We start from the raw sequence: 23,719 nt of genomic DNA on the forward strand, positions 1-23,719 counted from the left end.
TCAGAGTGCGTCAAATGCTTCGCGGCTCAAGTTGCGATGGCCATCTTTGGTCACCAGCACATTGTCCTCAATGCGGACACCACCGAAAGGTTTGAACTGCTCGACATTTTGCCAGTTGATCTGCTTGGCTTCCGGTTTCTGCTGCAGCTCTTCCAGCAGCATATTGATGAAATAGATGCCGGGCTCAATCGTGAACACCATGTCCTGCTCGACTTTGCGGGTCATTCGCAGATACGGGTGCGCGCTCGGCGGTGGATTGTTCTCGCCTTTGTCATTCAGGAAGCGGCCACCGATATCGTGCACCTGAATGCCAAGCAAGTGGCCGATACCATGCGGGAAGAACGTCGCGGTAACGCCACTCTCGACCATCGCTTCGGCGCTCATGTTGACGAGCTCGAAGCGTTTCAGAATTTCGGCGATATCGTGATGAAACGCCAGATGCACATCGAGATATTGCTGACCGGGCTTAATCGCCGCGATGCGTTTCAGTTGCATGTCATCAACGGCCTGAATCAGTTCGGCAAAAGCATTTTTCTCACGGCTATAGGTGCGGGTGATATCGGAGGCATAACCGTTGCTGATGGCACCGGCGTCAATCAAGAACGAACGTGAATCTTTTGGCGCGTTGTTTTGCAACTCGGTGTAATGCAATACCGCACCATGTTCGTTCAGCGCAATGATATTGCCGTACGGTAACTGGCTTTCCTGCAAACCGGTCGCCGCGACATAAGCATGGTGAATATCGAGTTCACTTTTACCGGCCAGAAAAGCATCGCGGGCGGCGTTGTGGGCGCGGGCGGCGACGCGATTGGCTTCAGCAATGCTGTCAATTTCGTAGGGGGTTTTATAGCCGCGTTGCCAGTGCAGCGGCGCCAGCAACGGCACCGGATTGAACGCATGGAAACCCCAGCCGGTGAATGCGTCGGTATCTTCTCCGATGAACGCAGTTTTCGGTTGCAGATTCAGCAAGGCTTTCGCTTCCGATGGCGTGCGAATGACGCGAATATCAAAATGTTCGACCCAGTAACCGCTCGGATCTTCCGGTACCACATGCCAGTAGTCGCGCGGTTGCAAAAAGATCAGCACCGGTTTTTGTTCCGGTTTGATCACGACCAGGCAATGCGGGGGCATCGTCAGCGGCAACAACTGCACGAAATTTGGATTCGGTTTGAATGGGTAATGGTAATCGTCCTGGAACGCGACTTTCGGAATCCCGGAATGGACGACAACCTGATCAAAACCGCTGCTGGCCATGGCTTTCTGGTAGCGGTCGAGCACGGTCTGCAAATGGCTGGCGTAGTGAGCGGCAGTGGTCATGGAACATCCTTCGATCTAGGTTGAATCGGGTGGCGCTGGCACCACCATAATGGTCAGCCCGTAAGAATACCGGTTTTCGCTGGTGCTCGGCTTGGCCTTGAACCCCGTGACGGCAGCCTGTACGTCCAAACCGGCCGGCAACGGTCGCCATTCGGGCTTATACTGAGCGTTTATTTCTTCGGATTTGACCGGGAAGGCTTGTCATCTGGTCGGGCCAGAGCCTACTATCGGTTTTTCCGCATTGCATCAGGTGCCGCATCACGCTGGCGCCTCTCCATCCACCACCCCGTCAGGGAGACTGAACATGCTGTTCGAAGGCAAGTCCATAACCTGCACCATGCTGGAAGGCGGTATCGTCGAATTCCAGTTCAATCTGCAGAACGAATCGGTCAACAAATTCAACCGCGACACGCTCGCCGAGTTCAACGAAGCCACGGCAACGCTGGCCAAGAACAAGGATGTCAAAGGCGTGGTCGTCACCAGCGGCAAGGACGTGTTTATCGTCGGCGCTGACATCACCGAATTCCTGAGTTTGTTTGCCGCCGGTCGCGACAAATTGATCGAATGGACCAAGCAAGCCAACGCCATCTTCAATGGCTTTGAAGATCTGCCGGTGCCAACGGTTTGCGCCATCAACGGCATCGCCCTTGGCGGCGGCATGGAAATGGCGCTGTCCTGCGATTACCGCATTGCCTCAACGTCGGCCCAAGTTGGCTTGCCGGAAGTAAAACTGGGCTTGATCCCAGGCTTTGGCGGTACGACGCGTTTGCCACGTCTAATTGGCTCTGACAATGCCTTGGAATGGATTGCCACCGGCAACCAATACAAAGCCGAAGACGCGCTGAAAGTTGGTGCCGTTGATGCCGTTGCTGAACCCGGCAAACTGAAAGACGCTGCCATTCAAATGGTCAAGCAAGCGATTGAAGGCAAGCTGAATTGGCAGAAGCGCCGCGAGCAGAAAAAATCGGCACTGAAACTGAACAAGATGGAAAGCCTGATGGCGTTTTCTACGTCGAAAGCCTTCGTTGCCGGCAAAGCCGGCCCGCATTACCCGGCGCCGATGGAAGCCGTCAATGTCGTCGAAAAAGCCGCGCGTTTGGCTCGCGACGAAGCGCTGCTGATTGAGCACGAAGGTTTTGCCAATGTCGCGCTGTCGGATCAAGCATCGAGTCTTATCACCATTTTCCTCAATGATCAGCTGATCAAAAAAGGCGCCAAGAAAGCCGCCAAAGCCGCGAAGCCGATTCATTGGGCAGGCGTGCTCGGGGCCGGCATCATGGGCGGTGGTATTGCTTACCAAGCCGCTTCGCGCGGCACGCCAATGGCAATGAAAGATATCAAGCCGGAAGCACTGGATTTGGGCATGTCTGAGGCCAGCAAAATCCTGTTGAAAGGCGTCGAGATTGGCAAAATCACCAATCAACAAATGGCAAAAACACTAGCCAGCATCACGCCAACTTTGGAGTACAGCACGCTAAAGGATTGCGATATCGTCGTCGAAGCCGTTGTCGAGAACCCGAAAGTCAAAGACAGTGTGCTGTGCGAAATGGAAAGTGTGCTCGGTGACAAGGCCATTCTGGCCTCGAACACCTCGACCATCTCTATAGATCTGCTGGCGAAAAACTTGAAGCGTCCGGAGAATTTCTGCGGCATGCACTTCTTCAACCCGGTGCACAAAATGCCGTTGGTCGAAGTGATTCGCGGCAAGAAAACTTCGGAAGAAACGATCGCAACGGTCGTTGCTTGGGCTAGTGCGATGGGCAAATCGCCAATCGTCGTCAATGATTGCCCAGGCTTCCTGGTCAACCGCGTGTTGTTCCCGTATTTCCATGGCTTCTCACTGCTACTGCGTGACGGAGCGGATTTCACCGCTGTTGACAAAGTCATGGAGAAATTCGGCTGGCCGATGGGCCCGGCCTACTTGCTCGATGTCGTCGGTTTGGATACCGCTGTGCACGCCGCCAACGTCATGGCCGAAGGCTTCCCGGACCGGATGAAGAAAGAATTCAAAGATGCCATTGAGGCGCTGTACGAACAGAAACGTTTCGGCCAGAAAAACGGCAAAGGTTTCTATGCTTATTCGCAAGACAAAAAAGGCAAACCGAAAAAAGATGCCGATCCGGTCGCGTTCGACATCATCAAGAGCACCGGTGTTGGCAGCAAAGAATTCGATAAGCAAGACATCATCGACCGGATGATGATTCCGATGCTGATCGAAACCGTTCGCTGTTTAGAGGAGAAAATTGTCGCGACACCTTCCGAGGCCGACATGGGTCTCGTTTACGGTATCGGCTTCCCGCCATTCCGTGGTGGCGCGCTGAAATACCTCGACACCATTGGTCTCGATAAATTCATCGCCCGCGCTGAGCAATTCAAAGATCTGGGCAAGCTCTATGAGCCGACCGAAACGATGCGCGACATGGCCAAAAAAGGCCAGAAGTACTACAGCCTTTAATGCCCGGTGAGGAAGGAGAGTTAACATGAAAGAAGTCGTCATTATTGATGCCGTCCGCTCACCGATGGGGCGCAGCAAAGGCGGTATGTTCCGCCACACCCGTGCCGAAGTGATGAGCGCGCGTTTGATTGATGCGCTGCTTGAGCGCAACCCCAAAGTTGACCCCGCGGAAGTCGAAGATGTGATTTGGGGCTGTGTGCAGCAAACCCTGGAGCAAGGTTTTAACGTCGCCCGTAATGCGTCGTTATTAACCCGTTTGCCGCGCACCGTTGGTGCGGCCACCGTCAACCGTTTGTGCGGTTCTTCGATGCAAGCGCTGCATGATGCTGCCCGTTCGATCATGACTGGTGATGGTGAAGTATTCATCATCGGCGGTGTCGAACACATGGGCCATGTGCCGATGATGCACGGTGTTGATTTTGCGCCGCAGTTGGCGCTGGTTGCCGCCAAAGCCTCGGGTTCAATGGGTTTCACTGCCGAGTTGCTGGGTCGCAGTCATGGCATCACTCGTGAGCAACAAGATCAGTTTGGTTTGCGCTCACATCAGCGCGCTCATGCGGCCACCGTTGAAGGCCGTTTCAAAAATGAAATCGTCGCGATGGAAGGTCACGACGAGGACGGCGCCCTGAAATTGTTCGATTACGATGAAGTGATTCGCTCTGATGCCAACATCGACGACATGCGCAAACTGCGCCCGGCTTTCGATCCGGTTACCGGTACCGTTACCGCCGCGACTTCATCGGCGATTTCTGACGGCGCTTCCGCGATGCTGGTCATGAGTGCCGATCGCGCGAAAGCGCTTGGCCTGACACCAATGGCGAAAATCCGCAGCATGGCCGTTGCCGGTTGTGATGCCGCGATCATGGGTTACGGCCCGGTACCTGCGACGCAGAAAGCGTTGAAGCGAGCAGGTATCACCGTCAAGGATCTGGATCTGGTTGAGCTGAACGAAGCGTTTGCGGCGCAAGCGATTCCAGTGTTGAAAGATCTGCAACTGCTTGATGTGCTCGAAGACAAAGTCAACCTGAACGGCGGCGCCATTGCTCTCGGCCATCCACTCGGCTGCTCCGGTGCTCGCATCAGCGGCACGCTGTTGCATCTGATGCAGAACAAAAACGCCAAACTCGGTTTGGCGACGATGTGCATCGGCCTGGGTCAAGGCATCGCGACGGTGTTTGAGCGCAACTAAACGCCTCATCAACCGAGAAAAAGGGACCGTACGGTCCCTTTTTTGTTGCCTGAGAAACGCGTGAGCGAGTGCGCCGAGCAAGCCAATGGCTGCACTTGCAGAAATGGGACAATCGACTACGCTGGAAGGATTCTCCTGTTCGCAAAAATCATCACGATGATCAATGGAGGGAGTATGAAGCATGCGTTGTTGCTGGCTGCAATGGCCAGCTTGCCGGCGTTTGCCGCCGATCTGAAATTCTCCGGGTTTGGTAGTCTTGTTGGTGCCGAAGTGCTTTCGGGGGATGGCTATGTCGCGCACTATCCCTCGATGGCGACTTACGACAGCAAATTTGATATCACGGAGGAGAGTCGGCTTGGTTTGCAAGCGACGGCGGTGTTCACCGATGAGCTATCAACAACGATACAAATGACCTCACGCGGCTCGTTGAACTGGGAGCCGGATATCGAATGGTTTTATCTGACCTGGCAGCCAAAAACAGAATGGCGTATTCAAGCCGGGCGCATGCGTATACCGGCGTACCTGTATAGCGACTACATGGATGTTGGTTTTGCCTACAATTTTATCCGCGTACCTGGCGACGCCTATTCGGTGGACGCGGTTAACTACAATGGCCTCAGTGCCACCTATTCACACAGCTTTGGCCCCGTCGACACTTCGTTCCAGCTTTATGGCGGGCGGGAAAAAACCGAACCGAATGTGCTGATGAGTTACATACGGCAGTTCGAGCATGATCGCGATTACACCGATATGTATGGCGCCGTGTTCAATCTTTGGTATCGCTGGTTGAACTTCCGCTTGAGCTATTTGACCACGGATATTCAGGAAGAGGCCGATCCGGATGTTGTACCGGTATTCGTCACACCGATTCGTACACTGCCAAATGGTCGGGTGATCACCGATGATTTCAATATCCAGTTTTACGATGTCGCGTTTTTGCTCGACTTCAATCCGGTATCGGTTGTCGTCGAGTACAACGAATACGAGTACTACACGTCTTGGCTGGCATCCTTCGCCTACAACATGGATAAGTGGACCTATCATTTTACTGCCAGCGATTTCGAGCTCAACGAAGCATGGGAGGCGCACTCAACGGTAGGTGTTGGTTTCCGCTACGACGTCAACAGCAATCTGGCGTTCAAGATGCAGCTCGATCGCTTTGATGATACCGGCGAGAATCCCTTCACCAGCGCACCAAATCCGATTTGCCGTTGCGCCGATGGTGATGTCATGGTGCTTTCCGCTGGCGTTGACTTTGTATTCTAGGAGGACACCATGAACAAGCTGCTTTACTCCCTACTGGCTGCAACATGGTGCTCACTGGCGCAAGCAGAAATCGCCGTGATTGTGCATCCCTCGTCCGCGATCGATGCATTAACCGAGGACGATGTCGCCAGACTCTATTTGGGTAAGAGCAAAAGTTTTCCCAATGGTGACCAAGCGACACCGCTTAACCAAGAGGAAGGTTCGGCAACGCGCCAAGCGTTTCATGAACAAGTGACGAAAAAGAACCCGAGCCAATACAAAGCGTATTGGTCGCAATTGGTGTTCACCGGCAAAGGTACACCACCAAAGGAAGCCGCCAATGATGGCGCGGTAAAATCGATGGTCGCCGCCAATCCGGGCACGATTGGTTACATCGATGCCGGCGCCGTCGACAGTTCCGTGAAAGTGGTGATGAAAGTGCCGTGATCACTCGTGCTATTCCGGACGGGGGAAACTCAAACGTCATAAGAGCGGGTATTATCAACGCGATGCTATGCTATCTGGATGATTGGGCTTCCAGACTAATTCATGTTGTTCAAACCTGAGCGATATTTATGGCGCCGGCAATCAGCGCCAGATTTGCGCCAATGTGCAACTCGATTGCCGTACGAGGACAAGGATAGTCGCGATCAGTTGAAGCGCGAAGCGAAAGACCTGCTGGAAGAAAGTCAGAAGGAACTGATTGAGTCGCAACATCGCTTGAACGTTATCGATACCCATGCGGTACTGTTGATACTGCAAGGCATGGACGCGGCCGGTAAGGATGGCATCATCAAGCATGTGCTGTCCGGTTTGAACCCGCTTTATTGCCAAATCACAGGCTTTCGCGCGCCTAGCTCAATCGAGCTCGAATATCCATTTTTGTCACGCTATGTCGCGCACTTGCCGCAGCGTGGTCATATCGGTTTGTTCAATCGCTCCTGGTATGAAGAAACCGTAACGGTAAAGATATTTCCCGAATTTTTGCACAAACAGCGCATTGCCCTGGAGGCGATCAACGACAGGTTCTGGCAGCATCGTTTTGAAGACATCAATCATTTCGAACAGCACCTGACGCGGAACGGCATCGCCATCATCAAATGCTTCCTGCATGTATCAAGAGAGGAACAGCGTCAACGCCTGCTGGACCGTGTCGTCAAACCGGAAAAGTTCTGGAAGTTCGATCCGTTCGATCTGGAAACCCGTAAACGCTGGGACGAATTCATGCAGGCCTGGAATGAAACGCTGACCGCGACCGACAGCGAGCACGCGCCCTGGCATGTGATTCCGGCCGATGACAAGCCGATGGCTCGAGCTCTGGTGGCGCGTCTGCTGGCCAGCACCATCGATGCGCTGCCATTGAAAGAAAAATCATTCAGCGAGACGCAATTGGAGCGCATCAAAGAGGCGCGTATGATATTGGAAAATGAAAAAGACGATTCTGCTGAACATGACTGACATTGCCTCGATTCGCAAAGACTACAGCAAACAGGCGTTGAGCCCCGAGCAATGCGCACCGGAGCCATTCAGCCAGTTTCGTGTCTGGCTTGATGAAGCGATTGCGGCCCAGGTGCATGAACCGACGGCGATGCATCTGGCGACGGTCGATACCGAAGGCCGGCCCAGCGGTCGTATCGTGCTGCTGAAAAGCGCTGAGCACGAACAATTTGTTTTCTTCACCAACTATTTGAGTCGCAAGGGCGAGCAATTGCAGCACAATCCGCACGCGGCATTGACGTTTTTCTGGCCGGAACTGGAACGGCAGGTGCGCATTGAAGGCTGGGTCGAAAAATTGCCGGAGCCGCAATCCGATGCGTACTTCAACAGCCGGCCCTTGGCCAGTCGCATTGGCGCCTGGGCCAGTCCGCAGAGTCAGGTCATTGACGAAAAAACCGATCTCTTGAAACGCGCTGCTGAATACGGTATTAAGTTTGCGCTGCATGTGCCAAGGCCGCCACATTGGGGCGGATACGCGGTCAACGCTGATCGGGTCGAATTCTGGCAAGGTCGGCCAAGCCGCTTGCATGATCGGGTGTGTTACCGACGTGCGGCAGAACAGTGGCTAAAAGAACGATTGGCACCCTGAAACGTGGCAACAGATGATGATTCGGGGTTTGCAACGGATAAGCGCAGGAAACCGCATCATGTCGAAGAAAAATAAACCGGCAAACAAACCGAGCGGCCGGGAAAAATTGCTGGCGACCCGCATCCGGGTGCGTAAACGTCGCCTGGTCACCGCAATGGTTGGTGTATTGATCCTGACGGCCTTTTTGATTGCCGATTACCTGCGCGATATTCCCGGTGAATGGTACGCGCTGACCTTGTGGATTTTTCCGCTCGCCTGGCTGCTCGACAGCCAATACCTGCGCAAAATCGAAACGGATTTGCGCCACCACTGATTTTCTGAGGAGCAAAACATGTCCGAAGCCCAGCGCCGATTCCTGATTGCGCTGGTCAGCGGTGCGTTGCCGATTATCGCGGTGATTCTGGCATCCAGCATCAGCGTCGCGCACCAACGTTTGCCGGATTGTCAGCTATTCATTGATGGCTGTGTGTCGATCAGCAGAGCGGTGCGCCAAAACGAATCGATTGGCTATTTCCGGCTGTTGATGAGCATTGCGGCGATTGCGCTGTTTTATTTCTGGCGCGATTGGCGTGTACCGAATATCGCCGCGGCCGCGCAAACACGGGTACGCTGGTTGGCTTATATCGCGCTGCTGGCTTTGATCGTTTATGTTTGGACACTGGGAACCGATGGTCGTTTGTATACGTTCATGCGTCGCATCGGCATTTTCGTGTTCTTTGGCGGCACGCTGGTCGCGCAACTGATGAGCTTGCGGCTGTGGTTGCAGTCTGGCATTCGAGATCAGGCGTTAACGGTGCTGAAAACGCTGACCTGGCTCATTTATCTACTCGGGCTTGCGCATCTGGCGATAAAGCTGAGCATCGATTCCGATGTATGGGAAAATCGTTTCGAGTGGTGGATAGGCACGCTATTGAGCGTCTGGTATCTCGCCTATGCGCGGTTGCAATGGCGTGTTGACCAACGTGCCCAATTGTGAACGCCAAGACGCCGACGGCATGCGGGAAAGTTACCGTCGGCGACGTCCATGACCGTGGATCGGTGGAGCGCGGATCGACTTTATGAATCAACGCGCGGAATAGGGTAACGCTATCTTGTGATAAAGCTGATCTTTCAAAAGGCAGCGGCGTTTTTTCAACTCTTCAAAATAGTAATCGGAAGTGGGAATGCCAGACATTTGCAGGCCGCGAATGCGTTTATCGAGGGAGTGATATTCTTCAGCAATGGTGGCGAAATCAGCGTCTTGTTTCCACAAATATTCAATACGGTCGGTGTGTTCGGGAAATTCGTTGAACAAATTATGATCGTCTACATACGACATGGCGGCGTCCTCCTCTAATACTGCCCCGTCACCATCTAATCGTAGGTAAAATGCGTGAGCTTGCGGGGCAAACGTTTAGACTGATTACCTATCAAGGAGTACGCTTTCATGCCAGATCCGACCATAGCAAAACGCGGGCCTTATCCGGTAACTGTCGTCAAAGGTAAAAACTATTACTGGTGTGCCTGCGGCAACAGCAAAAATCAACCGTTCTGCGACGGCTCACATAAAGGCGGCCCGTTCGAGCCATTGCTCTACACGGCGGAAGAAAACGAGGTGCTGTATTTCTGTGGCTGCAAGCACAGCAAAGACCAGCCTTTCTGCGACAGCTCGCATCATCGACTTGGCGGTTGCTGACTCCAATGGTGGTGAAACTGAAACGGCCCAGCAGGGCCGTTTCAGTTTCAGTCCTCGCCGACAACCTTCACTCTTTCATCGGCATCGACATATCTTTGCGCCAGCGATAGATCTCGTAGTGCACGGCTTCGAAATTATTCATCCAATCGTTGAGCAATGTGGTGGCCTTCTTTTCCGAGCCAAGATGCTTGGCCAGCATTTCACTGAACGATTGCTCAGACGAAGCCATACCCGCATAGTTCTTGTACGGCACCACCAGGGATAGTCCTGGTTTGCCATTGACGGTTGAATCCCAAGCCCAGTAGTAAGGCCATTTCATTGCTTTCGCTGCATCGCTCAACGTCTTCTTGGTTCGTTCCAGTGACTGGTGGCTGCCCATCTTCGGAACATAGTGCGAGATACCGACCATGGCAAATTCATGCTCGCCTTCGGGCCAGTGGCTGTTGGCCATATCCACGCGGGCGAAATGATGCTCATAACCCTTGACCAATTGATCAACATTGGCGCGCCAATCGTCCATGATCTTTGATTCGGTTACCCACTGTTCGTAGCGATCCAGTTCGTCCCATGCGAAGCAACAATAACGGACATAGTAATGACGTAGTTCATCGCCGGTGACGGCCGTCCAAGTTTGCCATGCGCGCGGATCGCCACTTTCTTTGCGATTATCCAAGTGCAGCTTGAACGCCGTTTCAAAGGCGAGCGCTTTTCCACGCTCGATTTTCATTACCCATATTTCGGAGAGATTAGCGTCACTATCTTTCTCGGCGGCAACGCTGAGTGATGCTAGCGGCAACGCCACAGCCAAAATAGCACTCAGGAATAATGGACATTTCATGTTCGGCTCCTTCGATGATTGAGGGGGGAAAGGAGCGCGACGGGTACCACTCAGATCAAATGCGATTAATCCTCCTCGCCACGCTGATAGCGTTTCTGCAGTTCCTGTTGAAGATGGGGCGGCACGGTGTCGTAGTGGCTGAATTGAAGCTCCAGCGAACCGTCACCACCACTCAGGGATTTCAGCCTGAGCTGAAACGTCGGCAATTCTCCCATCGGTAGTTTTGCAAACACTTTACTGCGCTCGGCACCATTGCTGTCAGTGCCGGTGATCATGCCGCGATGTGAGCTGAGTTCGCTAGTGATGTCGCCGAGTTTCTGGCCTTCGATGTCAATGCTCAAGCTGGCTATCGGTTCCAGTATCACCGGTTTCGCTTTATCGATGGCATCCAGCATTGCCTTCTTGCCGGCAGCGATAAACGCTACTTCTTTCGAGTCGACTGAGTGATGTTTGCCGTCATAAACAATAACCCGCAAATCCTGCAATGGATAACCGGCAATGGCGCCGGTTTCACAAATTTCGCGCACGCCTTTTTCTACGGCCGGTAGAAATTGGAATGGAATGGCGCCGCCAACGACCTTGTCGACAAACTCAAAACCACTACCGCGTGGCAAGGGTTCAACGCGCAAATACACTTCACCAAACTGGCCGGCACCACCGGTTTGTTTTTTGTGCCGGGCATGGCCTTCGGCATGGGCGGTAATGGTTTCCCGATAGGCCACCGATGGCGTGTGAGTGTGAAATTCGGCATTGAAGCGTTGCTGCATTTTTTCCAGCGCGATTTTCAAGTGGAATTCGCCAATGCCGTGCAGCACGGTTTCGTTTTGTTGACGCCGGTGTTCGAGCCGCAGGCTGGGATCTTCCGCAGTGATTTTATGCAGCGCATCGGACAGCCGCGCTTCATCGCCATGCTTCAACGGCGTCAATGCCAAACCGTGCTGTGCCGACGGCAGTGGCATCGGTTGCAAGTGATGATGATCTTCCTCGTGCGAGTCGTGCACGACCGCGTTGTAACTTAAGTCATCGACTTTGCTGATGGCGACTATATCGCCAGGCATTGCCTGCGGAATCTCGGTGGTTTGTTTGCCTTGCACATCGAGCAAATGGGCCAGTTTGAATGGTTTGCGGGCATCGCCGATAAACAGCGACTGACCAGTGCTGAACACGCCCTGATGTACGCGCAACCAGGCAATGCGGCCGACGTACGGGTCGATGCTGACATGAAAAACATGCGCAAGCGCATGTTTGTCTTTGTCCGGGAGCACCGTTATCGGCTTGGCTTGAGCGCCTTCGCCTTTCAGGAATAACGGCGGGTTGGCCTCAATGGGGTTCGGAGCCAACTCCGCGAAAATCGTTAACATTTCGTCGAGCCCGGCGCCGGTGCGAGCGCTGGTGAACAACACTGGCACACAATGGCCTTCGCGCAGCGCTTGCTCAAAGGCATCGTGCAATTGCTCCGGTGTCAGCGTTTCGCCTTGTTCCAGATAGCGCGACATCAGCGCTTCGTCGAGCTCGACAATCTGGTCGATGATCGCTTCATGCGCGGCATCGACATCACCCACATCGGTCGCGACTTTTTTCGGCGCGAAATAGCAGTCGATGACTTGCTCGCCGCCATACGCCGGCAGATTGATCGGCAAACAGTGTTTGCCGAGCCGCTGCTCAATGCTGTGCAGCAAGGCCGGCAATTGCTCGGCATGACCGTCGATTTTGTTGATCACCAGAAAGCAATCGAGGCCGCGATCGCGCGCTGCCTGATACAGGCGCTCGGTAGCGGTATCGAGCCCGGCATTGGCGGCAACCACAATGAACGCCGATTCCACTGCCGTCAGCACACTGAGGCTGCGGCCATGCAGTTCCGGGTATCCTGGGGTATCAACGATATGCAGTTCGATATCGTTGTAGGTGGTGTGACAGAGCGCCGGTTCCAGCGAATGGCCGGAGGCTTTCTCCATCGGGTCGAAGTCGCAGACGGTGTTGCCCTGCTCGACAGTACCAGCGTTATTGATGGCGCCGGTACGTAGCAACAATTGCTCAACGAGGGTGGTTTTGCCGCTGGCCGCGTTGCCGATGAACGCGATATTGCGGATTTCCGAAATGGGTTTGCCGGCCATACCTGTCCTCCCAATATTCTGGAATGCGGGTACGGCCCAACCCCGAGCGATAAACGAGTATAGGCCAATTCAGCTTCTCGGGTCGGCGGACCACCAGCGGCTCTGAATTTGAGGTAGGTACGTACGATTCGGTTCGTTCGACGATTGCGGCTACAATAGCGGCACTTTGTCTCCGATGATTCCCATGCCATGAATGCCAATGATTTGAAACGCCAAGCCGCGCTGGCCGCGCTGGCCTATGTCGAAGAAGACACCATCCTCGGGGTCGGCACCGGCAGCACGACCAATTGTTTTATCGATTTGCTGGCCGAGAAAGGCATACGGCTGAAAGCCTGCGTCAGCAGCTCGAAAGCCACCGAACAGCGCCTGCGCGATCATGGCTATGAAGTGATCGACTTGAATCAGGCCGGCACCATTCCGCTTTATGTCGATGGCGCCGATGAAACCGATGCCAAACGCCAGTTGATCAAAGGCGGTGGTGCGGCACTGACTCGCGAGAAAATTTGCGCCGCCGCGGCGCAGCAATTCGTCTGCATTGTCGATCAGAGCAAGCTGGTGCCGCAGCTTGGCAAGTTTCCGTTGCCGGTCGAAGTGATTCCGATGGCGCGCTCACTGGTGGCGCGCGAACTGGTCAAGCTCGGCGGCGATCCGGTCTATCGCGAAGGCGTCACCACCGATAACGGCAATGTCATTCTCGACGTCTGGCATCTGGATATCACCGACGCGAAAGCGCTGGAGCAGAAAATCAACAATCTGCCTGGTGTCGTCACCAATGGTTTATTTGCGCTGCGTCCAGCCGACCGGGTGTTGATTGCCCGTCCGGACCGTATCGATACGTTGTAAGGCGGAAATGGATTTTCCCGAACTGCTGACCGAACGCCTGCGGCTGCGGCCATTTCGCGAAAGCGATTTGCCGGTGTTCGCGGCCTATCGCTGCGACAAGGCGCTGTGCCGCTACCAAAGCTGGGACACGTTCGATGATGCCCAGGTGCAGAACTTCTGGCAGCAGCAGAAAGCGCTGCCATTCGGCCAGCTCGGTAGCTGGTATCAAATCGCCATCGCTGAGCGTGCATCGGATCGGATGCTTGGCGATTGCGCCGTGCATTTTCTGGCCGCCGATGAAGTCGAGCTGGGTTTTACGTTGCCATTCGCCTTGCAAGGCAAGGGTTACATGACCGAAGCATTGACCGGGCTGCGTGAGCAACTGGGCAAGCAGCTTGGCATTCGCTCGCTGCTGGCCTATACCGATCTGCGCAACACGCCTTCACAGCGCCTGCTGGAGCGTCTCGGTTTTATCCGCGAGAGGGTTATCGAAAGGGCCGGTTTTTACAAAGGCGAATGGTGCGACGACGCCTTGTACCGCTGGCCGGCCACATCGGCAGCGGAACCGGAACACCCGTAGCAGCGAGAATTGCTATACTCGCGCCAAAACACCGTTGGCGGTGTCGAATCAGTTTGGAGCCCTGTTGGCAATTGCTCAAGCGTGACGAAATGCGCAAATCGACGCGCCGATAGTCCGATTCAGAGCAGTCCACACAAGGGTTTCACGCCCGGTTCAGGCCAAGGTTGGCAATCTGAGCGCCTGTTTTTTTCGCTCACAGACAAGGATGAAGCATGAATCGCCTTCTTTTTCCATTATTCGCCCTGTGTTTCTCCGCGCAAATTGCTGCCGATGCCGCTGGCAACGCGTTGGCACAACAGGTGCGCGACCGTCCAACCGGCAAAGACAGTTTCACCCAGGGCAGCATGGTGCTGCTGGAACCGGGCCGGGCACCACGAGTGCGCAAGATGCACACCTATCAGCTGGAGCCGAGTGAGAACGCACAATGGACGCTGATTCGCTTCACCGACCCGGCCGATATTGCCGACACCGGTTTGCTGACGCTCGATCACGCCAGCGGCGAAACTGATCAATGGGTCTACCTGCCAGCGGTGCGTAAAGCCCGGCGCATTCCCTCGGAACGGCGTGGCGGCAACTTTGTCGGTTCCGATTTGATTTACGAAGATTTGCGCGACCGCAAAGTCGAGGTCGATGAACATCTGATCATTGGTGAAGAAGCCATCGAAGGCCAGATGTGCAAGGTGCTGCAAAGCATTCCGAAAGACAAATCCTCATCGGAATACAGCAAGCGCGTCAGCTGGGTGCATCCGCAAACCTTGGTGGCCTTGCGTGCCGAGGTCTATGCCGGTGGCGACAAACCGATCAAGCGGCTGGAAGTGCGCAAGCTGCAAAAAATTCAAAACTATTGGACGGTCATGGAACTGGCCGTTACCGATCTGAAAAGCGGTCACAGCACGCGCATATTGGCCGACACGGTGCGCTACGACATCGGCTTGCCGGAGCAGATGTTCACGGTCAACGTGCTCGAAGATCCGTTGCAAGAAGCCAGCTTCTACACCCCCTAAATGCGCACCCTTGCACTCACGCTTTCACTGTTGCTGACCAGCTTCGCGCTGGTCAATTCGGCAACGGCCAGTGAGCTGATCGATCACGGCCGTTTTGATCGCTACAACGACGCGATGCAGACAGCCGAGAACCTGCGCGCCGAAGGCCGGCAAATCACCGTCTTTCGTGAACCGGTTACGCGTGACGGTTTCGCCGTGCAATTGCCGTACTATCAGCTTTATATCGCCGCTGAATGGGCCGCCATGCGTTTGCAACGTGAAGGCTTTCAGGCCTGGGTCATTCCCAAACCGGAATCGCTTGGCTATGTCATTCAGGTCGATATTGTGCCGACCCGAGAACAAGTCGCCGACGTTCGTCAGCGGCTCGATTTGCTCGGCCATCGCAATATTCGCGTCCGCCCTATACGCTGGAAAAGCTATCAGTATTTCGTACAGGAAACCCGGCTCGAAGGCATGCCGGAAGCGATTGTCGAAGCACCGGATGCACCAAAACCAGCGCCTGAGCAACCGGAAGTCGAAAGTTTCACGTTCGGCGATGACAGTGTGCTGACGTTCGGCAAACAAACCGATTACGACACCTTGTTGGTACAGCAAGACAAAGATCCGTCACTGCGTAACCAAGGTTTTGAGGTCGATGATTTCCGCGCCGAGTTCGGCTTTCTCGACGCCAAAACTGGTGGCCTGGTCGACAGCAGTCATTACGGTCTGATTTCGATGGGCTACCGGTTTGTTTCCGAAAGCGGCTTCGACGGCCGTATTGGTTTGCGCGTTGACGCGGTAAGGCAAGCGCCAGAACGCGCTGTGCGCGAAGCTGAAGTGGATTACGGCGAAAGTTTTTTGCGCTATCGCGCTGGCGATCACAAGTACACCGTTGGTGCGCAAGTCATCAACTGGGGCGTGCTCGATGAGCTGGCGCCGGGCAATGTGCTCGCCACACAAGATCTGACGCGCTATACACTTGATGATCTGACGCGTCGCTATCGCGCGACGCCGCTGCTGCGTTACGAAGGCTGGTTCGATCGCTGGAAAGTGGATGTGATCGGCTTGCCATTGTTCCGCGCCGCTGAATTGCCGGAACCGGACAGCATCTGGTTTCCGATTGATTCAGTAACTGGCCGTATCATCGGTTTGCCAAACGATCCGCTGCTGGCTGCGCTGGTGCAGAACTCAACATTTGAAACGGATATTGAGGACGATCATGGCGGTGGCGGCTTGCGTGTTTCCCATCAGGGTCGCGGTTGGGATTTTGGTTTCTCGGTGCAGCATGTGCGCCATTCGCTGCCGTATTTTGAACTGAATCCTGATGTACGGCTGGCGCTGCTGACCGGCACACCGCCAAATATTGCACCGACCGTTACGGCCTCACCAACTTTCCAAGCGATTCATCCGTTTACCGATGTCGTGTCACTGGATTTCGCTACCGTTTGGGGCGATACCACTTGGCGTGCGGAAGTGGCCTATCTTTCCGATGTGCCGGTCACGACACCGGATTTGCGTGTCGTGTATGCGCCATCAGCACAAATCGGTTTCGGCATGGAAATGTTCCCTGGTGACGCCAACAATCGCTTGAGCATGCAAGCGGGCTTTACTCATCTGGAGCCTGATGAACCGATACTCGACCGCGAACAAACGGCGTATATCTCCGGCGAATTCGAATGGTTGTTCGCGCGCGAAGCCTGGCGCTTACGCACGCGGTTTTTGAGCACCTGGTCCGAAGAAGGCACCGATTACTATTTGAATCCGGAGCTCGCTTATATTCGAGTTGAGCCCGACGAGTTTTATATTGGCGTGCATATTTTTGAAGGCGACGAAGGCACGCCCGGCGACTATCACAATGAACACGATATGTTCGTGCTCGGCTGGAGGACACGCTATTGATCCGCTTGCTGCCGTGGAAGTGGGCTCTGGCCTTGATGGCGCTGTTATTTCTGATCCCTGGCGCCTTGCTGGTGCGCCTGCAAATCAATAATTCGCCGGAAATTTATCTGCCGGAATCGGCGCCGTCGGTACAACTGCAAAACGAATTGCGACAAAGCTTTCCCGACTGGCAGGTGCTGGTGTTCCTGTTCGAGCCGCCGGAAGTTTTCGACGCGCAATTTCTCCACCGCTTTGAGCTATTGGCGCAGGAAATGTTGCGCGATGAGCGCGTTGAACGCATCAACCGCTTAACCAAATTTGAGAGAATCGAGCGCACCGTCGACGGCTTTCAAGTGCGCGAACTGATCGACGTCGAAAAGGAGCAACCGGCGGCCGCCTGGCGTCAGGAAACCATGGCCGATCCGTTTGCGCCGGGTTTTGTGGTCGGCCGTGAAGGCCAGGCGCTGGCGATGATCATCCGGCCGGTGCGCATGCCGGATTCGCCAGCCCGTTTGCAGTTTGTTCAGGACATGCGATCACTGGTCGAAAAGCATCAGCTTGAACAGGCGTTGACCGGCACCGCCGGACAAATCGCTGTCGATGTTGAACAGTTCCGCTCAATGTTGCGCGATAACCTGCGCTTTGTGCCGGCCACCGTGATCACCGGTTTGATTTTGATCTGGTGGTTGTTCCGGCGTTGGGTAGCGATGCTGGCCGTCGCGGCGGTGATGAGCACCGCCGCGCAGGCGGCGTTGGCGGTGTTGGTCATTGCCGGTCAGCCGTTCACCCTGGTGGCGGCCATTCTGCCGCCATTCATGTCGGCGATCAGTCTGGCGTTCATGGTGCATTTTTTTGGCCGCTTGCAATGGCTGTCGCGCACGGCACTGACTCCTGAGCAACGCGTACGCGCCGCTGCCGAGCATGTGTTCAAACCAAGTTTGTTCGCCGCGCTGACCACCGCTGGTGGTTTATCATCACTGGCCGTCAGCACGATACAACCGGTCGAATGGTTTGGCATTGCCGGTGCCGTGGCAACTTTGGTGTTGTTCGTCACGGTAAATTACCTATTGCCGCCGGTGTTGGCTCGCTTCGATCACAAACCCTGGCCGAAAGAGCCACCAAACACCGTCGCCTTGAAAGTGATGACAATACGGGGGGCAAAATTTGCTTGCCGTCATGCACTGGCGATTACCTTGTCTACCATCGTGATCATCGCACTCTGTGTGCCGCTGGTGATGAAAGTCAAAACTGAAACCAACATCTACCATTTCTTCGAAGACGACCATCCGATCAACGAAGTCACCCACAAGGTCGAAGAAAAGCTGTCCGGCGTCATGCCGCTCGATGTTATTTTCACGGCGCCGAATCGCGATGATCTGAAAGAGCCAGCCGCGCTGCAATACATCGCCGACTTTCAGGCGTTTGCCGCCAGCCAACCGGAAGTCAATTACCACTTGTCGATGGTCGATATCCTGAAAGAAATGCACTGGGCCTTTCAGGAAACGGAGACCGAACGGCGCAGCATTCCAGACAATCGACAATTGATCGCGCAGTACATGCTGATTTACGACGGCAAAGATATTTATGATCTGGTCAATCGTGATTTCAATGTCGCCCGACTTTCCTTGGCGTTAACGACACACAGCACCAGCGACATCCGCGCCGTCATGCAGCGTTTCGAGCAATGGCTGGCGGAACACCCCAACCCGAATTTGAGTGTGGAGTTTGCTTCTGAAGCACGCTTGTTCACCGATCAGGAACGTTTGCTGGTGCAAGGTCAGGTCGATGGCCTGTACGCCTCGCTCGGCATGATCTTTATTTTCTTTGTCTTGATGTGGCGCTCGATTCCAATCTCGATCATGGCAATGTTGCCAAACATGGCTCCGATATTTTTTGTGTTCGCCATCATGGGGGCGACCGGCATTCCGCTCGATATGGCAACCGCATTGATTGCCGGTGTCGCGCTTGGTGTTGCCGTCGATGACACCATTCACTTTGTCGAAAATTATCGAGAGCAACTGACGCACGGTCGCGCACATGCCAGTGCGATTCTGCACTGCATGGCCGAAAGCGGCAAAGCTTGTACCATCAATACACTGATCATCTCGACACAGTTCCTGTTGCTGCTCAGTTCGGATTTCGTGCCGACTCGCTACTTCGGTTTGATGACGGCATTGGGCTTGTTGGCGGCGGCCGTTTTCGATCTGTTGTTGCTGCCGGCGCTGCTAACGCTGATGTCCCGCAATCGTGTCACGCGGCGCTTGCTGATAGGCAGCGCGGCGTGAAGCGCGAGCAATGATAAACCTGAAAGTTCGGTTATCTGGCTGGCGAGCAACACCGACGAGCGAGTCTTCGCTCGCAGCCTCCTCTCCCACGAGGGGAGAAGGAGTAAAGCCTGTTCATCCTGAATGATTCGGCAAATCGTTTGCAGAATGGCTTCCAGAAAACATTCCATTCAGACGATGAAATGACCGGCCAGGGTTGTGGATATCTTCGAAAAAAAATGGGCGAGGCGGTAATGTTTCAACTCAAAATGAATGTCTTCCAACGAGAGCCATCATTGCAACGGCCTTAACAACCGGGCCCTGTGCTAAAAAAACATGCTGCCCACTCCCTCTCCCCTCGTGGGAGAGGGCCGGGGAGAGGGGGTCAAGAAAATCAAGCGGCGGTTGACGCGACAAAACCAACAGGCAAGCGCCAACTAATTCCCTGGTTTTGACCAATGCTCCACGCGAACAATCTTGCCTTTCCCATCGCGATAGAAACTGACGCCGCCGACCGATAACTGATGATTTTGCCAGCGCAGCTTGCGGTCCGGGTAGCGCTCCATCAGCGCTTCCATCAGCTCGTCTTCCTGGTACTGGCCACCGAGTAACTCGGCCATCAGCTGCGCGTCCTGCTTGGTCGTCTCAAAGGCCTGCAAGGGTTGCAGATACGATTGCGCCAACAGGAACAACAACACGACATTAACCGTCAGCAGCGCACCGGCCGTGACGTAAAAGCGCTTTTTCCAGTCCCTATGGTGGCGACGTCGAGATTTATGTTGTTCTGACATCTAAAGCATCCAAACTTAGCACTAATGGGTATAACTTCCGCCAGCGCCGATTGTAGAACAGTTCATCAATCGCCGAAAAGCCGAATATCTTCGCGGGTTTTGTACGGTCACGAATAGATACGCTATGTTTTGCTGATGACGATTTGATGATCGCGTTACCCGCTACCGATGGCTGCTGAGTAAATGGCCGCCGTCAACTTTATCGCAAACAGCCATTGCGGCAGAGCACAAACATGCTACCTTGTGGGCGATAAATGGAAGCCGCACCGCGATCGTGCAAGGAAACGCCATCAACATGGAACACCTTGGTCAGCATTTTCATCGCTATTTCGATTTGATCCCAGGCACTACCGAAGAAATCTGTGATCGGATTTTCCGGCTGCGTTATCAGGTGTACTGCGAAGAGCTGGGCTTTGAAGACGCGTCGGCTTTTCCCGATGGCCTGGAAAAAGACGAAGTCGATAAACATGCCCTGCATTGCCTGCTGGTGCACAAACCCACTGGTTTATCAGCCGGTTGCTTTCGCCTGATTCTGAACCCCAGCGAAAACTACCGCTTGCCGTTCGAGTATGCCTGCGGCGAGCGACTCGATCATTCCGAATGGCATCCTCGCGAACTCAACCATGATCAGTTCGGCGAAATTTCACGGTTGGCGGTGCACAGTCATTTCCGCCGTCGTAATGGTGAAAGCCAAACACCGATAGGCGTAACCAGTGGCGGTTTGCACGACGATGCGCCACGGCAGTATCCATTGGTTGCCACCGGTTTATTCCTGGGTTCAACGGCGCTGGCAATCTATCTTGGCTTGTCACGCGTTTACGTGATGATGGAACCGCGCTTGTGCCGACTGCTGCGTGCCTGCGGTATCGTGTTTAAACAAGTGGGCGAAGTCATCGACTATCACGGCCAGCGCGGCCCCTTCATGATCACCCAGGATTTGGTTTATCAGCATCTGCCACCCGATGCGAAAAAACTGATGGAAGAGTTCAAGGATTTGTACCGGCAACACGAGATCAAAAAACCATAAATGGAGGCGGTATGACGGCGTTTGATTACCGGGCGGCGTTCTCGCGCAATATCGGTTGGGTGACCAACGAAGAACAACAAACACTGCAGAAAAAACGCCTGGCCATTGCCGGTTTGGGTGGCGTTGGCGGCAGCCACCTGTTGACGCTGACTCGCCTGGGCATCGGTGCTTTTCATATCGCCGACTTCGATCAATTTGAAGTACACAACTTCAATCGCCAGGCCGGCGCGATGCTCAGCACCCTCGGCAAAGACAAAGCCGAAACGCTGGCGGCAATGGCGCGCGACATCAATCCGGATTTGTCGCTGAAAGTGTTTGATCAAGGCGTTAACGATGACAATCTCGATGCCTTCCTCGACGGTGTCGATTTGTATGTCGATAGTCTGGATTTCTTTGCGCTGAAAGCGCGCGAGAAAGTCTTCCGTGCCTGTTACGAGAAAAAAATTCCGGCGTTAACGGCAGCGCCGCTCGGCATGGGCACCGCCTTTCTCGCTTTCATTCCGGGAAAAATGGATTTCGATACCTACTTCGATTGGCATGGCCGCAGCGACAGCGAAAAACTGATTCGCCTGATCGCCGGTTTGAGCCCGGCGATGATGCAACGCTCCTATTTGAAAGTGCCTGAGGCGGTTAACTTCGCGGAAAAACGCGGCCCGTCAGTAGCGATGGCGTGCGAGTTGTGCGCCGGCTTGATGGGCGTGCAAGTGTTGAAAGTGTTGCTCAATCGTGGCGATGTCGTCGCCGCGCCTTGGGGTTTGCATTTCGATGCCTACCAACAAAAATTGAAAAAAACCTGGCGACCGTTCGGCAACAAAAACCCGATTCAACGCATTCTGATGGCGCTGATTCGCCGGCAGTTGAATCTGGAGTAGCGCGGGGATTCTCCGCTCAGGGCGCTTGTCAGCGCCTAAAAAAACATGTCACCCCAATCCCTGTTAAAAAACTTCAGCGCCGTGCTGCTTCGCAGCAAATTGAGCATTGGTGCGGCCTGAAAACCACTTTGTTCATACCAATCCTGTCGAACCGGCCACAACTTGCCGGTAACAGGCTTGCAATTGTCCAAGCGCTGCGCTAAAAAATGACAGCGCTGCCATTTTTCACAAAAACGTAATCGGCAGTACATGAACAGGATTCACAAAAAAGTCGTAACGAAGGCTGGAGGGGTACCGCCAACGTTCCGCTGCTTTTGAACAAAACATACAGGGATGATTTCGCGTCCAGTGTTCGTCGTCACGTTGTCCGATGCGAATGAAGATATGCACGGGAAAGTGCATTTACGCTTGCACACCGTTGTTTTTCCGAATTAGCACTGCCGTTAACCACACGGCGTGACGGCGTTCGCGGCTGAAAATATGCGGCGAGCATCGGTGATTCATGACACCGGTACTGGAGCATTGACGATGACATCCTTTAACTTGATTTTGCCTCTTGCCATTTGCCTGTGTGGGCATCAAGGCGGCGCAACATGAATACACGCTTGTGTCAGCGAGCCCTGTTTCGTCCGGTGCTGACCGGACCACGTGCGTCCTGGCATTTCCAGTGCCAGAGCTATCAGCAAATGGCGACACCGCTGCACTATCACGCCGCCTACGAAATCAGTTTGCTGCGGCATAGTGAAGGGCGTCGCTATGTCGGTGACAGCGTCGAGCATTACAGCGATTTCGATCTGGTGCTGATCGGCCCGCACTTGCCGCACGGCTGGAGCGGGCAGGCGACAGCGTTTGCTTCCGCACCGCTAAGCTACAACGCGCAACTGCCGAGTTGTTGGTTGGAAGCCTTGCTCGACTCCATTGCCGAATTCCAGTGCCTGCAATCGCTGTTTTCACAAGCGCGCCAAGGCTTGCATTTCAGCGCGCACATTGCCCGCCAAGTGCATGAAGAGTTTGTGTTGATGGCAAACGCCGATGCCGTCGCCCAATTCGCCGGTTTGATTCGCGTTCTGCACTTACTCAAATCGGATCAAGGCGCCCGCGTGTTGGCCAGCGCCCAACACTTGCGCCGTGCCAGCCACGAACTTTCTGACGAGCGCCTGGAGAAGCTGCTCGCGTATATTCAAGAGCACTACACTGAAGAGCTGCGCGCCGAACAACTCGCCAAACACGCGCACATGAGCACCAATCATTTTCACCGCTTCATCAAACAGCGCACCGAAAAAACCTTTACCGAATGGGTCACCAGCATGCGCATAGGTCGTGCTTGCGAGTTGTTGCTGACCAGCCGCAAACCGATTTCCACCGTAGCGAGTCAATGCGGTTTCAACGATTTATCCAACTTCAATCGCCGCTTCATGCAACTGAAAAAATGCACGCCAAGTGAATTCCGGCGCACCGCGATTGAACAGGAAAATGCCATACCAGCAATAGATTGGGTACCGGCAAGAAGAACAGCGATGATGGCCAGCGGCTGTTGAATGGTAAGGCGGGTCATGACCCGCCATGCTTCTGCCGATTATAAA

22 protein-coding genes are annotated in these 23,719 nt (G+C 54.4%); 17 read left to right on the forward strand and 5 right to left on the reverse strand.

Annotated features, from left to right (window positions below):
* Positions 1-1,317, reverse strand: a complete 1,317-nt coding sequence (gene pepQ / locus E2H98_RS11115; RefSeq protein WP_133591039.1) for a Xaa-Pro dipeptidase — start codon at positions 1,315-1,317, stop codon at positions 1-3.
* A gap of 304 nt (positions 1,318-1,621) precedes the next feature.
* On the opposite strand from pepQ, the gene fadB reads away from it, so the two are divergent.
* The 8 genes from fadB (at position 1,622) to E2H98_RS11155 (ending at position 9,268) form a co-directional block, all read left to right on the forward strand.
* Positions 1,622-3,772 (forward strand): fatty acid oxidation complex subunit alpha FadB, encoded by a 2,151-nt coding sequence (fadB, locus tag E2H98_RS11120; protein WP_133591041.1) that lies wholly within the window; start codon positions 1,622-1,624, stop codon positions 3,770-3,772.
* 25 nt (positions 3,773-3,797) lie between these two features.
* Entirely contained in the window at positions 3,798-4,961 is a 1,164-nt protein-coding gene (fadA, locus tag E2H98_RS11125) for an acetyl-CoA C-acyltransferase FadA (protein ID WP_133591043.1), read from the forward strand.
* A 174-nt stretch (positions 4,962-5,135) separates the two neighbouring features.
* A complete protein-coding gene (locus E2H98_RS11130) occupies positions 5,136-6,227 on the forward strand; it encodes a hypothetical protein (protein WP_133591045.1) in 1,092 nt (363 codons plus the stop codon).
* A gap of 9 nt (positions 6,228-6,236) precedes the next feature.
* Positions 6,237-6,653, forward strand: a complete 417-nt coding sequence (locus E2H98_RS11135; protein WP_133591047.1) for a type 2 periplasmic-binding domain-containing protein — start codon at positions 6,237-6,239, stop codon at positions 6,651-6,653.
* A gap of 102 nt (positions 6,654-6,755) precedes the next feature.
* Positions 6,756-7,664 (forward strand): PPK2 family polyphosphate kinase, encoded by a 909-nt coding sequence (locus tag E2H98_RS11140; protein ID WP_133591049.1) that lies wholly within the window; start codon positions 6,756-6,758, stop codon positions 7,662-7,664.
* Complete coding sequence (gene pdxH / locus E2H98_RS11145) at positions 7,657-8,292, forward strand: pyridoxamine 5'-phosphate oxidase (RefSeq protein ID WP_133591225.1); 636 nt, start codon at positions 7,657-7,659, stop codon at positions 8,290-8,292. Before E2H98_RS11140 ends, pdxH begins: the two co-directional genes overlap by 8 nt.
* A gap of 58 nt (positions 8,293-8,350) precedes the next feature.
* Positions 8,351-8,605: a hypothetical protein gene (locus tag E2H98_RS11150; protein ID WP_133591051.1), complete on the forward strand. Its 255-nt coding sequence runs from the start codon at positions 8,351-8,353 to the stop codon at positions 8,603-8,605.
* An 18-nt stretch (positions 8,606-8,623) separates the two neighbouring features.
* Complete coding sequence (locus E2H98_RS11155) at positions 8,624-9,268, forward strand: hypothetical protein (RefSeq protein ID WP_133591052.1); 645 nt, start codon at positions 8,624-8,626, stop codon at positions 9,266-9,268.
* A gap of 87 nt (positions 9,269-9,355) precedes the next feature.
* Here the strand turns inward: E2H98_RS11155 and E2H98_RS11160 are convergent, their stop codons facing one another.
* The gene (locus tag E2H98_RS11160) at positions 9,356-9,610 is read right to left on the reverse strand and encodes a YdcH family protein (RefSeq protein WP_133591054.1); all 255 of its coding nucleotides are present in this window, start codon (positions 9,608-9,610) and stop codon (positions 9,356-9,358) included.
* A 108-nt stretch (positions 9,611-9,718) separates the two neighbouring features.
* Here E2H98_RS11160 and E2H98_RS11165 point away from each other — a divergent pair, with 108 nt between their 5' ends.
* Positions 9,719-9,967 carry a CDGSH iron-sulfur domain-containing protein gene (locus E2H98_RS11165; RefSeq protein WP_133591056.1) on the forward strand — a complete coding sequence of 83 codons (249 nt, stop codon included), beginning with the start codon at positions 9,719-9,721 and terminating at the stop codon, positions 9,965-9,967.
* Between the two features lie 67 nt (positions 9,968-10,034).
* On the opposite strand, the gene E2H98_RS11170 is transcribed toward E2H98_RS11165, so the two are convergent.
* Together E2H98_RS11170 and fusA are read right to left on the reverse strand one after the other, a co-directional pair.
* The gene (locus E2H98_RS11170) at positions 10,035-10,805 is read right to left on the reverse strand and encodes a hypothetical protein (RefSeq protein ID WP_133591058.1); all 771 of its coding nucleotides are present in this window, start codon (positions 10,803-10,805) and stop codon (positions 10,035-10,037) included.
* 65 nt (positions 10,806-10,870) lie between these two features.
* On the reverse strand, positions 10,871-12,919 hold the full coding sequence (gene fusA, locus E2H98_RS11175) for an elongation factor G (RefSeq protein WP_133591060.1): 2,049 nt from the start codon (positions 12,917-12,919) through the stop codon (positions 10,871-10,873).
* A 189-nt stretch (positions 12,920-13,108) separates the two neighbouring features.
* Here fusA and rpiA point away from each other — a divergent pair, with 189 nt between their 5' ends.
* From rpiA to E2H98_RS11200, 5 genes are all read left to right on the forward strand, one after another.
* The gene (rpiA, locus tag E2H98_RS11180; protein WP_133591062.1) at positions 13,109-13,762 is read left to right on the forward strand and encodes a ribose-5-phosphate isomerase RpiA; all 654 of its coding nucleotides are present in this window, start codon (positions 13,109-13,111) and stop codon (positions 13,760-13,762) included.
* A gap of 7 nt (positions 13,763-13,769) precedes the next feature.
* Complete coding sequence (locus tag E2H98_RS11185; protein ID WP_133591064.1) at positions 13,770-14,321, forward strand: GNAT family N-acetyltransferase; 552 nt, start codon at positions 13,770-13,772, stop codon at positions 14,319-14,321.
* A 212-nt stretch (positions 14,322-14,533) separates the two neighbouring features.
* The gene (locus tag E2H98_RS11190) at positions 14,534-15,325 is read left to right on the forward strand and encodes an outer membrane lipoprotein-sorting protein (RefSeq protein WP_133591066.1); all 792 of its coding nucleotides are present in this window, start codon (positions 14,534-14,536) and stop codon (positions 15,323-15,325) included.
* Complete coding sequence (locus tag E2H98_RS11195) at positions 15,326-17,203, forward strand: DUF1302 family protein (protein ID WP_133591068.1); 1,878 nt, start codon at positions 15,326-15,328, stop codon at positions 17,201-17,203.
* Positions 17,200-19,467 (forward strand): efflux RND transporter permease subunit, encoded by a 2,268-nt coding sequence (locus E2H98_RS11200; RefSeq protein WP_133591070.1) that lies wholly within the window; start codon positions 17,200-17,202, stop codon positions 19,465-19,467. The genes E2H98_RS11195 and E2H98_RS11200 overlap by 4 nt, the downstream gene beginning before the upstream one ends.
* A gap of 416 nt (positions 19,468-19,883) precedes the next feature.
* Here E2H98_RS11200 and E2H98_RS11205 read toward each other — a convergent pair whose 3' ends face one another.
* The gene (locus E2H98_RS11205) at positions 19,884-20,237 is read right to left on the reverse strand and encodes a hypothetical protein (RefSeq protein WP_133591072.1); all 354 of its coding nucleotides are present in this window, start codon (positions 20,235-20,237) and stop codon (positions 19,884-19,886) included.
* 295 nt (positions 20,238-20,532) lie between these two features.
* Between E2H98_RS11205 and E2H98_RS11210 the strand changes: the two genes are divergently transcribed.
* The 3 genes from E2H98_RS11210 (at position 20,533) to E2H98_RS11220 (ending at position 23,674) form a co-directional block, all read left to right on the forward strand.
* Positions 20,533-21,264, forward strand: coding sequence for a PEP-CTERM/exosortase system-associated acyltransferase (locus tag E2H98_RS11210; RefSeq protein WP_133591074.1), 732 nt, complete (start codon positions 20,533-20,535; stop codon positions 21,262-21,264).
* Positions 21,265-21,275: 11 nt separating this feature from the next.
* Positions 21,276-22,136, forward strand: coding sequence for a ThiF family adenylyltransferase (locus tag E2H98_RS11215; protein WP_133591076.1), 861 nt, complete (start codon positions 21,276-21,278; stop codon positions 22,134-22,136).
* A 593-nt stretch (positions 22,137-22,729) separates the two neighbouring features.
* Positions 22,730-23,674: a helix-turn-helix domain-containing protein gene (locus E2H98_RS11220; RefSeq protein WP_133591078.1), complete on the forward strand. Its 945-nt coding sequence runs from the start codon at positions 22,730-22,732 to the stop codon at positions 23,672-23,674.
* The last annotated feature ends 45 nt before the right edge of the window (positions 23,675-23,719 follow it).

Origin of the sequence: Permianibacter aggregans (genome assembly GCF_009756665.1) — a bacterium.
Lineage (GTDB): Bacteria > Pseudomonadota > Gammaproteobacteria > Enterobacterales > Permianibacteraceae > Permianibacter > Permianibacter aggregans.

Excerpts from the sequence above, each read along its gene's own strand:
- pepQ (WP_133591039.1), bottom strand. The coding sequence starts at position 1,317 with ATGACCACTGCCGCTCACTACGCCAGCCATTTGCAGACCGTGCTCGAC.
- fadB (WP_133591041.1), top strand. The coding sequence starts at position 1,622 with ATGCTGTTCGAAGGCAAGTCCATAACCTGCACCATGCTGGAAGGCGGT.
- fadA (WP_133591043.1), top strand. The coding sequence starts at position 3,798 with ATGAAAGAAGTCGTCATTATTGATGCCGTCCGCTCACCGATGGGGCGC.
- E2H98_RS11130 (WP_133591045.1), top strand. The coding sequence starts at position 5,136 with ATGAAGCATGCGTTGTTGCTGGCTGCAATGGCCAGCTTGCCGGCGTTT.
- E2H98_RS11135 (WP_133591047.1), top strand. The coding sequence starts at position 6,237 with ATGAACAAGCTGCTTTACTCCCTACTGGCTGCAACATGGTGCTCACTG.
- E2H98_RS11140 (WP_133591049.1), top strand. The coding sequence starts at position 6,756 with ATGTTGTTCAAACCTGAGCGATATTTATGGCGCCGGCAATCAGCGCCA.
- pdxH (WP_133591225.1), top strand. The coding sequence starts at position 7,657 with ATGACTGACATTGCCTCGATTCGCAAAGACTACAGCAAACAGGCGTTG.
- E2H98_RS11150 (WP_133591051.1), top strand. The coding sequence starts at position 8,351 with ATGTCGAAGAAAAATAAACCGGCAAACAAACCGAGCGGCCGGGAAAAA.
- E2H98_RS11155 (WP_133591052.1), top strand. The coding sequence starts at position 8,624 with ATGTCCGAAGCCCAGCGCCGATTCCTGATTGCGCTGGTCAGCGGTGCG.
- E2H98_RS11160 (WP_133591054.1), bottom strand. The coding sequence starts at position 9,610 with ATGTCGTATGTAGACGATCATAATTTGTTCAACGAATTTCCCGAACAC.
- E2H98_RS11165 (WP_133591056.1), top strand. The coding sequence starts at position 9,719 with ATGCCAGATCCGACCATAGCAAAACGCGGGCCTTATCCGGTAACTGTC.
- E2H98_RS11170 (WP_133591058.1), bottom strand. The coding sequence starts at position 10,805 with ATGAAATGTCCATTATTCCTGAGTGCTATTTTGGCTGTGGCGTTGCCG.
- fusA (WP_133591060.1), bottom strand. The coding sequence starts at position 12,919 with ATGGCCGGCAAACCCATTTCGGAAATCCGCAATATCGCGTTCATCGGC.
- rpiA (WP_133591062.1), top strand. The coding sequence starts at position 13,109 with ATGAATGCCAATGATTTGAAACGCCAAGCCGCGCTGGCCGCGCTGGCC.
- E2H98_RS11185 (WP_133591064.1), top strand. The coding sequence starts at position 13,770 with ATGGATTTTCCCGAACTGCTGACCGAACGCCTGCGGCTGCGGCCATTT.
- E2H98_RS11190 (WP_133591066.1), top strand. The coding sequence starts at position 14,534 with ATGAATCGCCTTCTTTTTCCATTATTCGCCCTGTGTTTCTCCGCGCAA.
- E2H98_RS11195 (WP_133591068.1), top strand. The coding sequence starts at position 15,326 with ATGCGCACCCTTGCACTCACGCTTTCACTGTTGCTGACCAGCTTCGCG.
- E2H98_RS11205 (WP_133591072.1), bottom strand. The coding sequence starts at position 20,237 with ATGTCAGAACAACATAAATCTCGACGTCGCCACCATAGGGACTGGAAA.
- E2H98_RS11210 (WP_133591074.1), top strand. The coding sequence starts at position 20,533 with ATGGAACACCTTGGTCAGCATTTTCATCGCTATTTCGATTTGATCCCA.
- E2H98_RS11215 (WP_133591076.1), top strand. The coding sequence starts at position 21,276 with ATGACGGCGTTTGATTACCGGGCGGCGTTCTCGCGCAATATCGGTTGG.
- E2H98_RS11220 (WP_133591078.1), top strand. The coding sequence starts at position 22,730 with ATGAATACACGCTTGTGTCAGCGAGCCCTGTTTCGTCCGGTGCTGACC.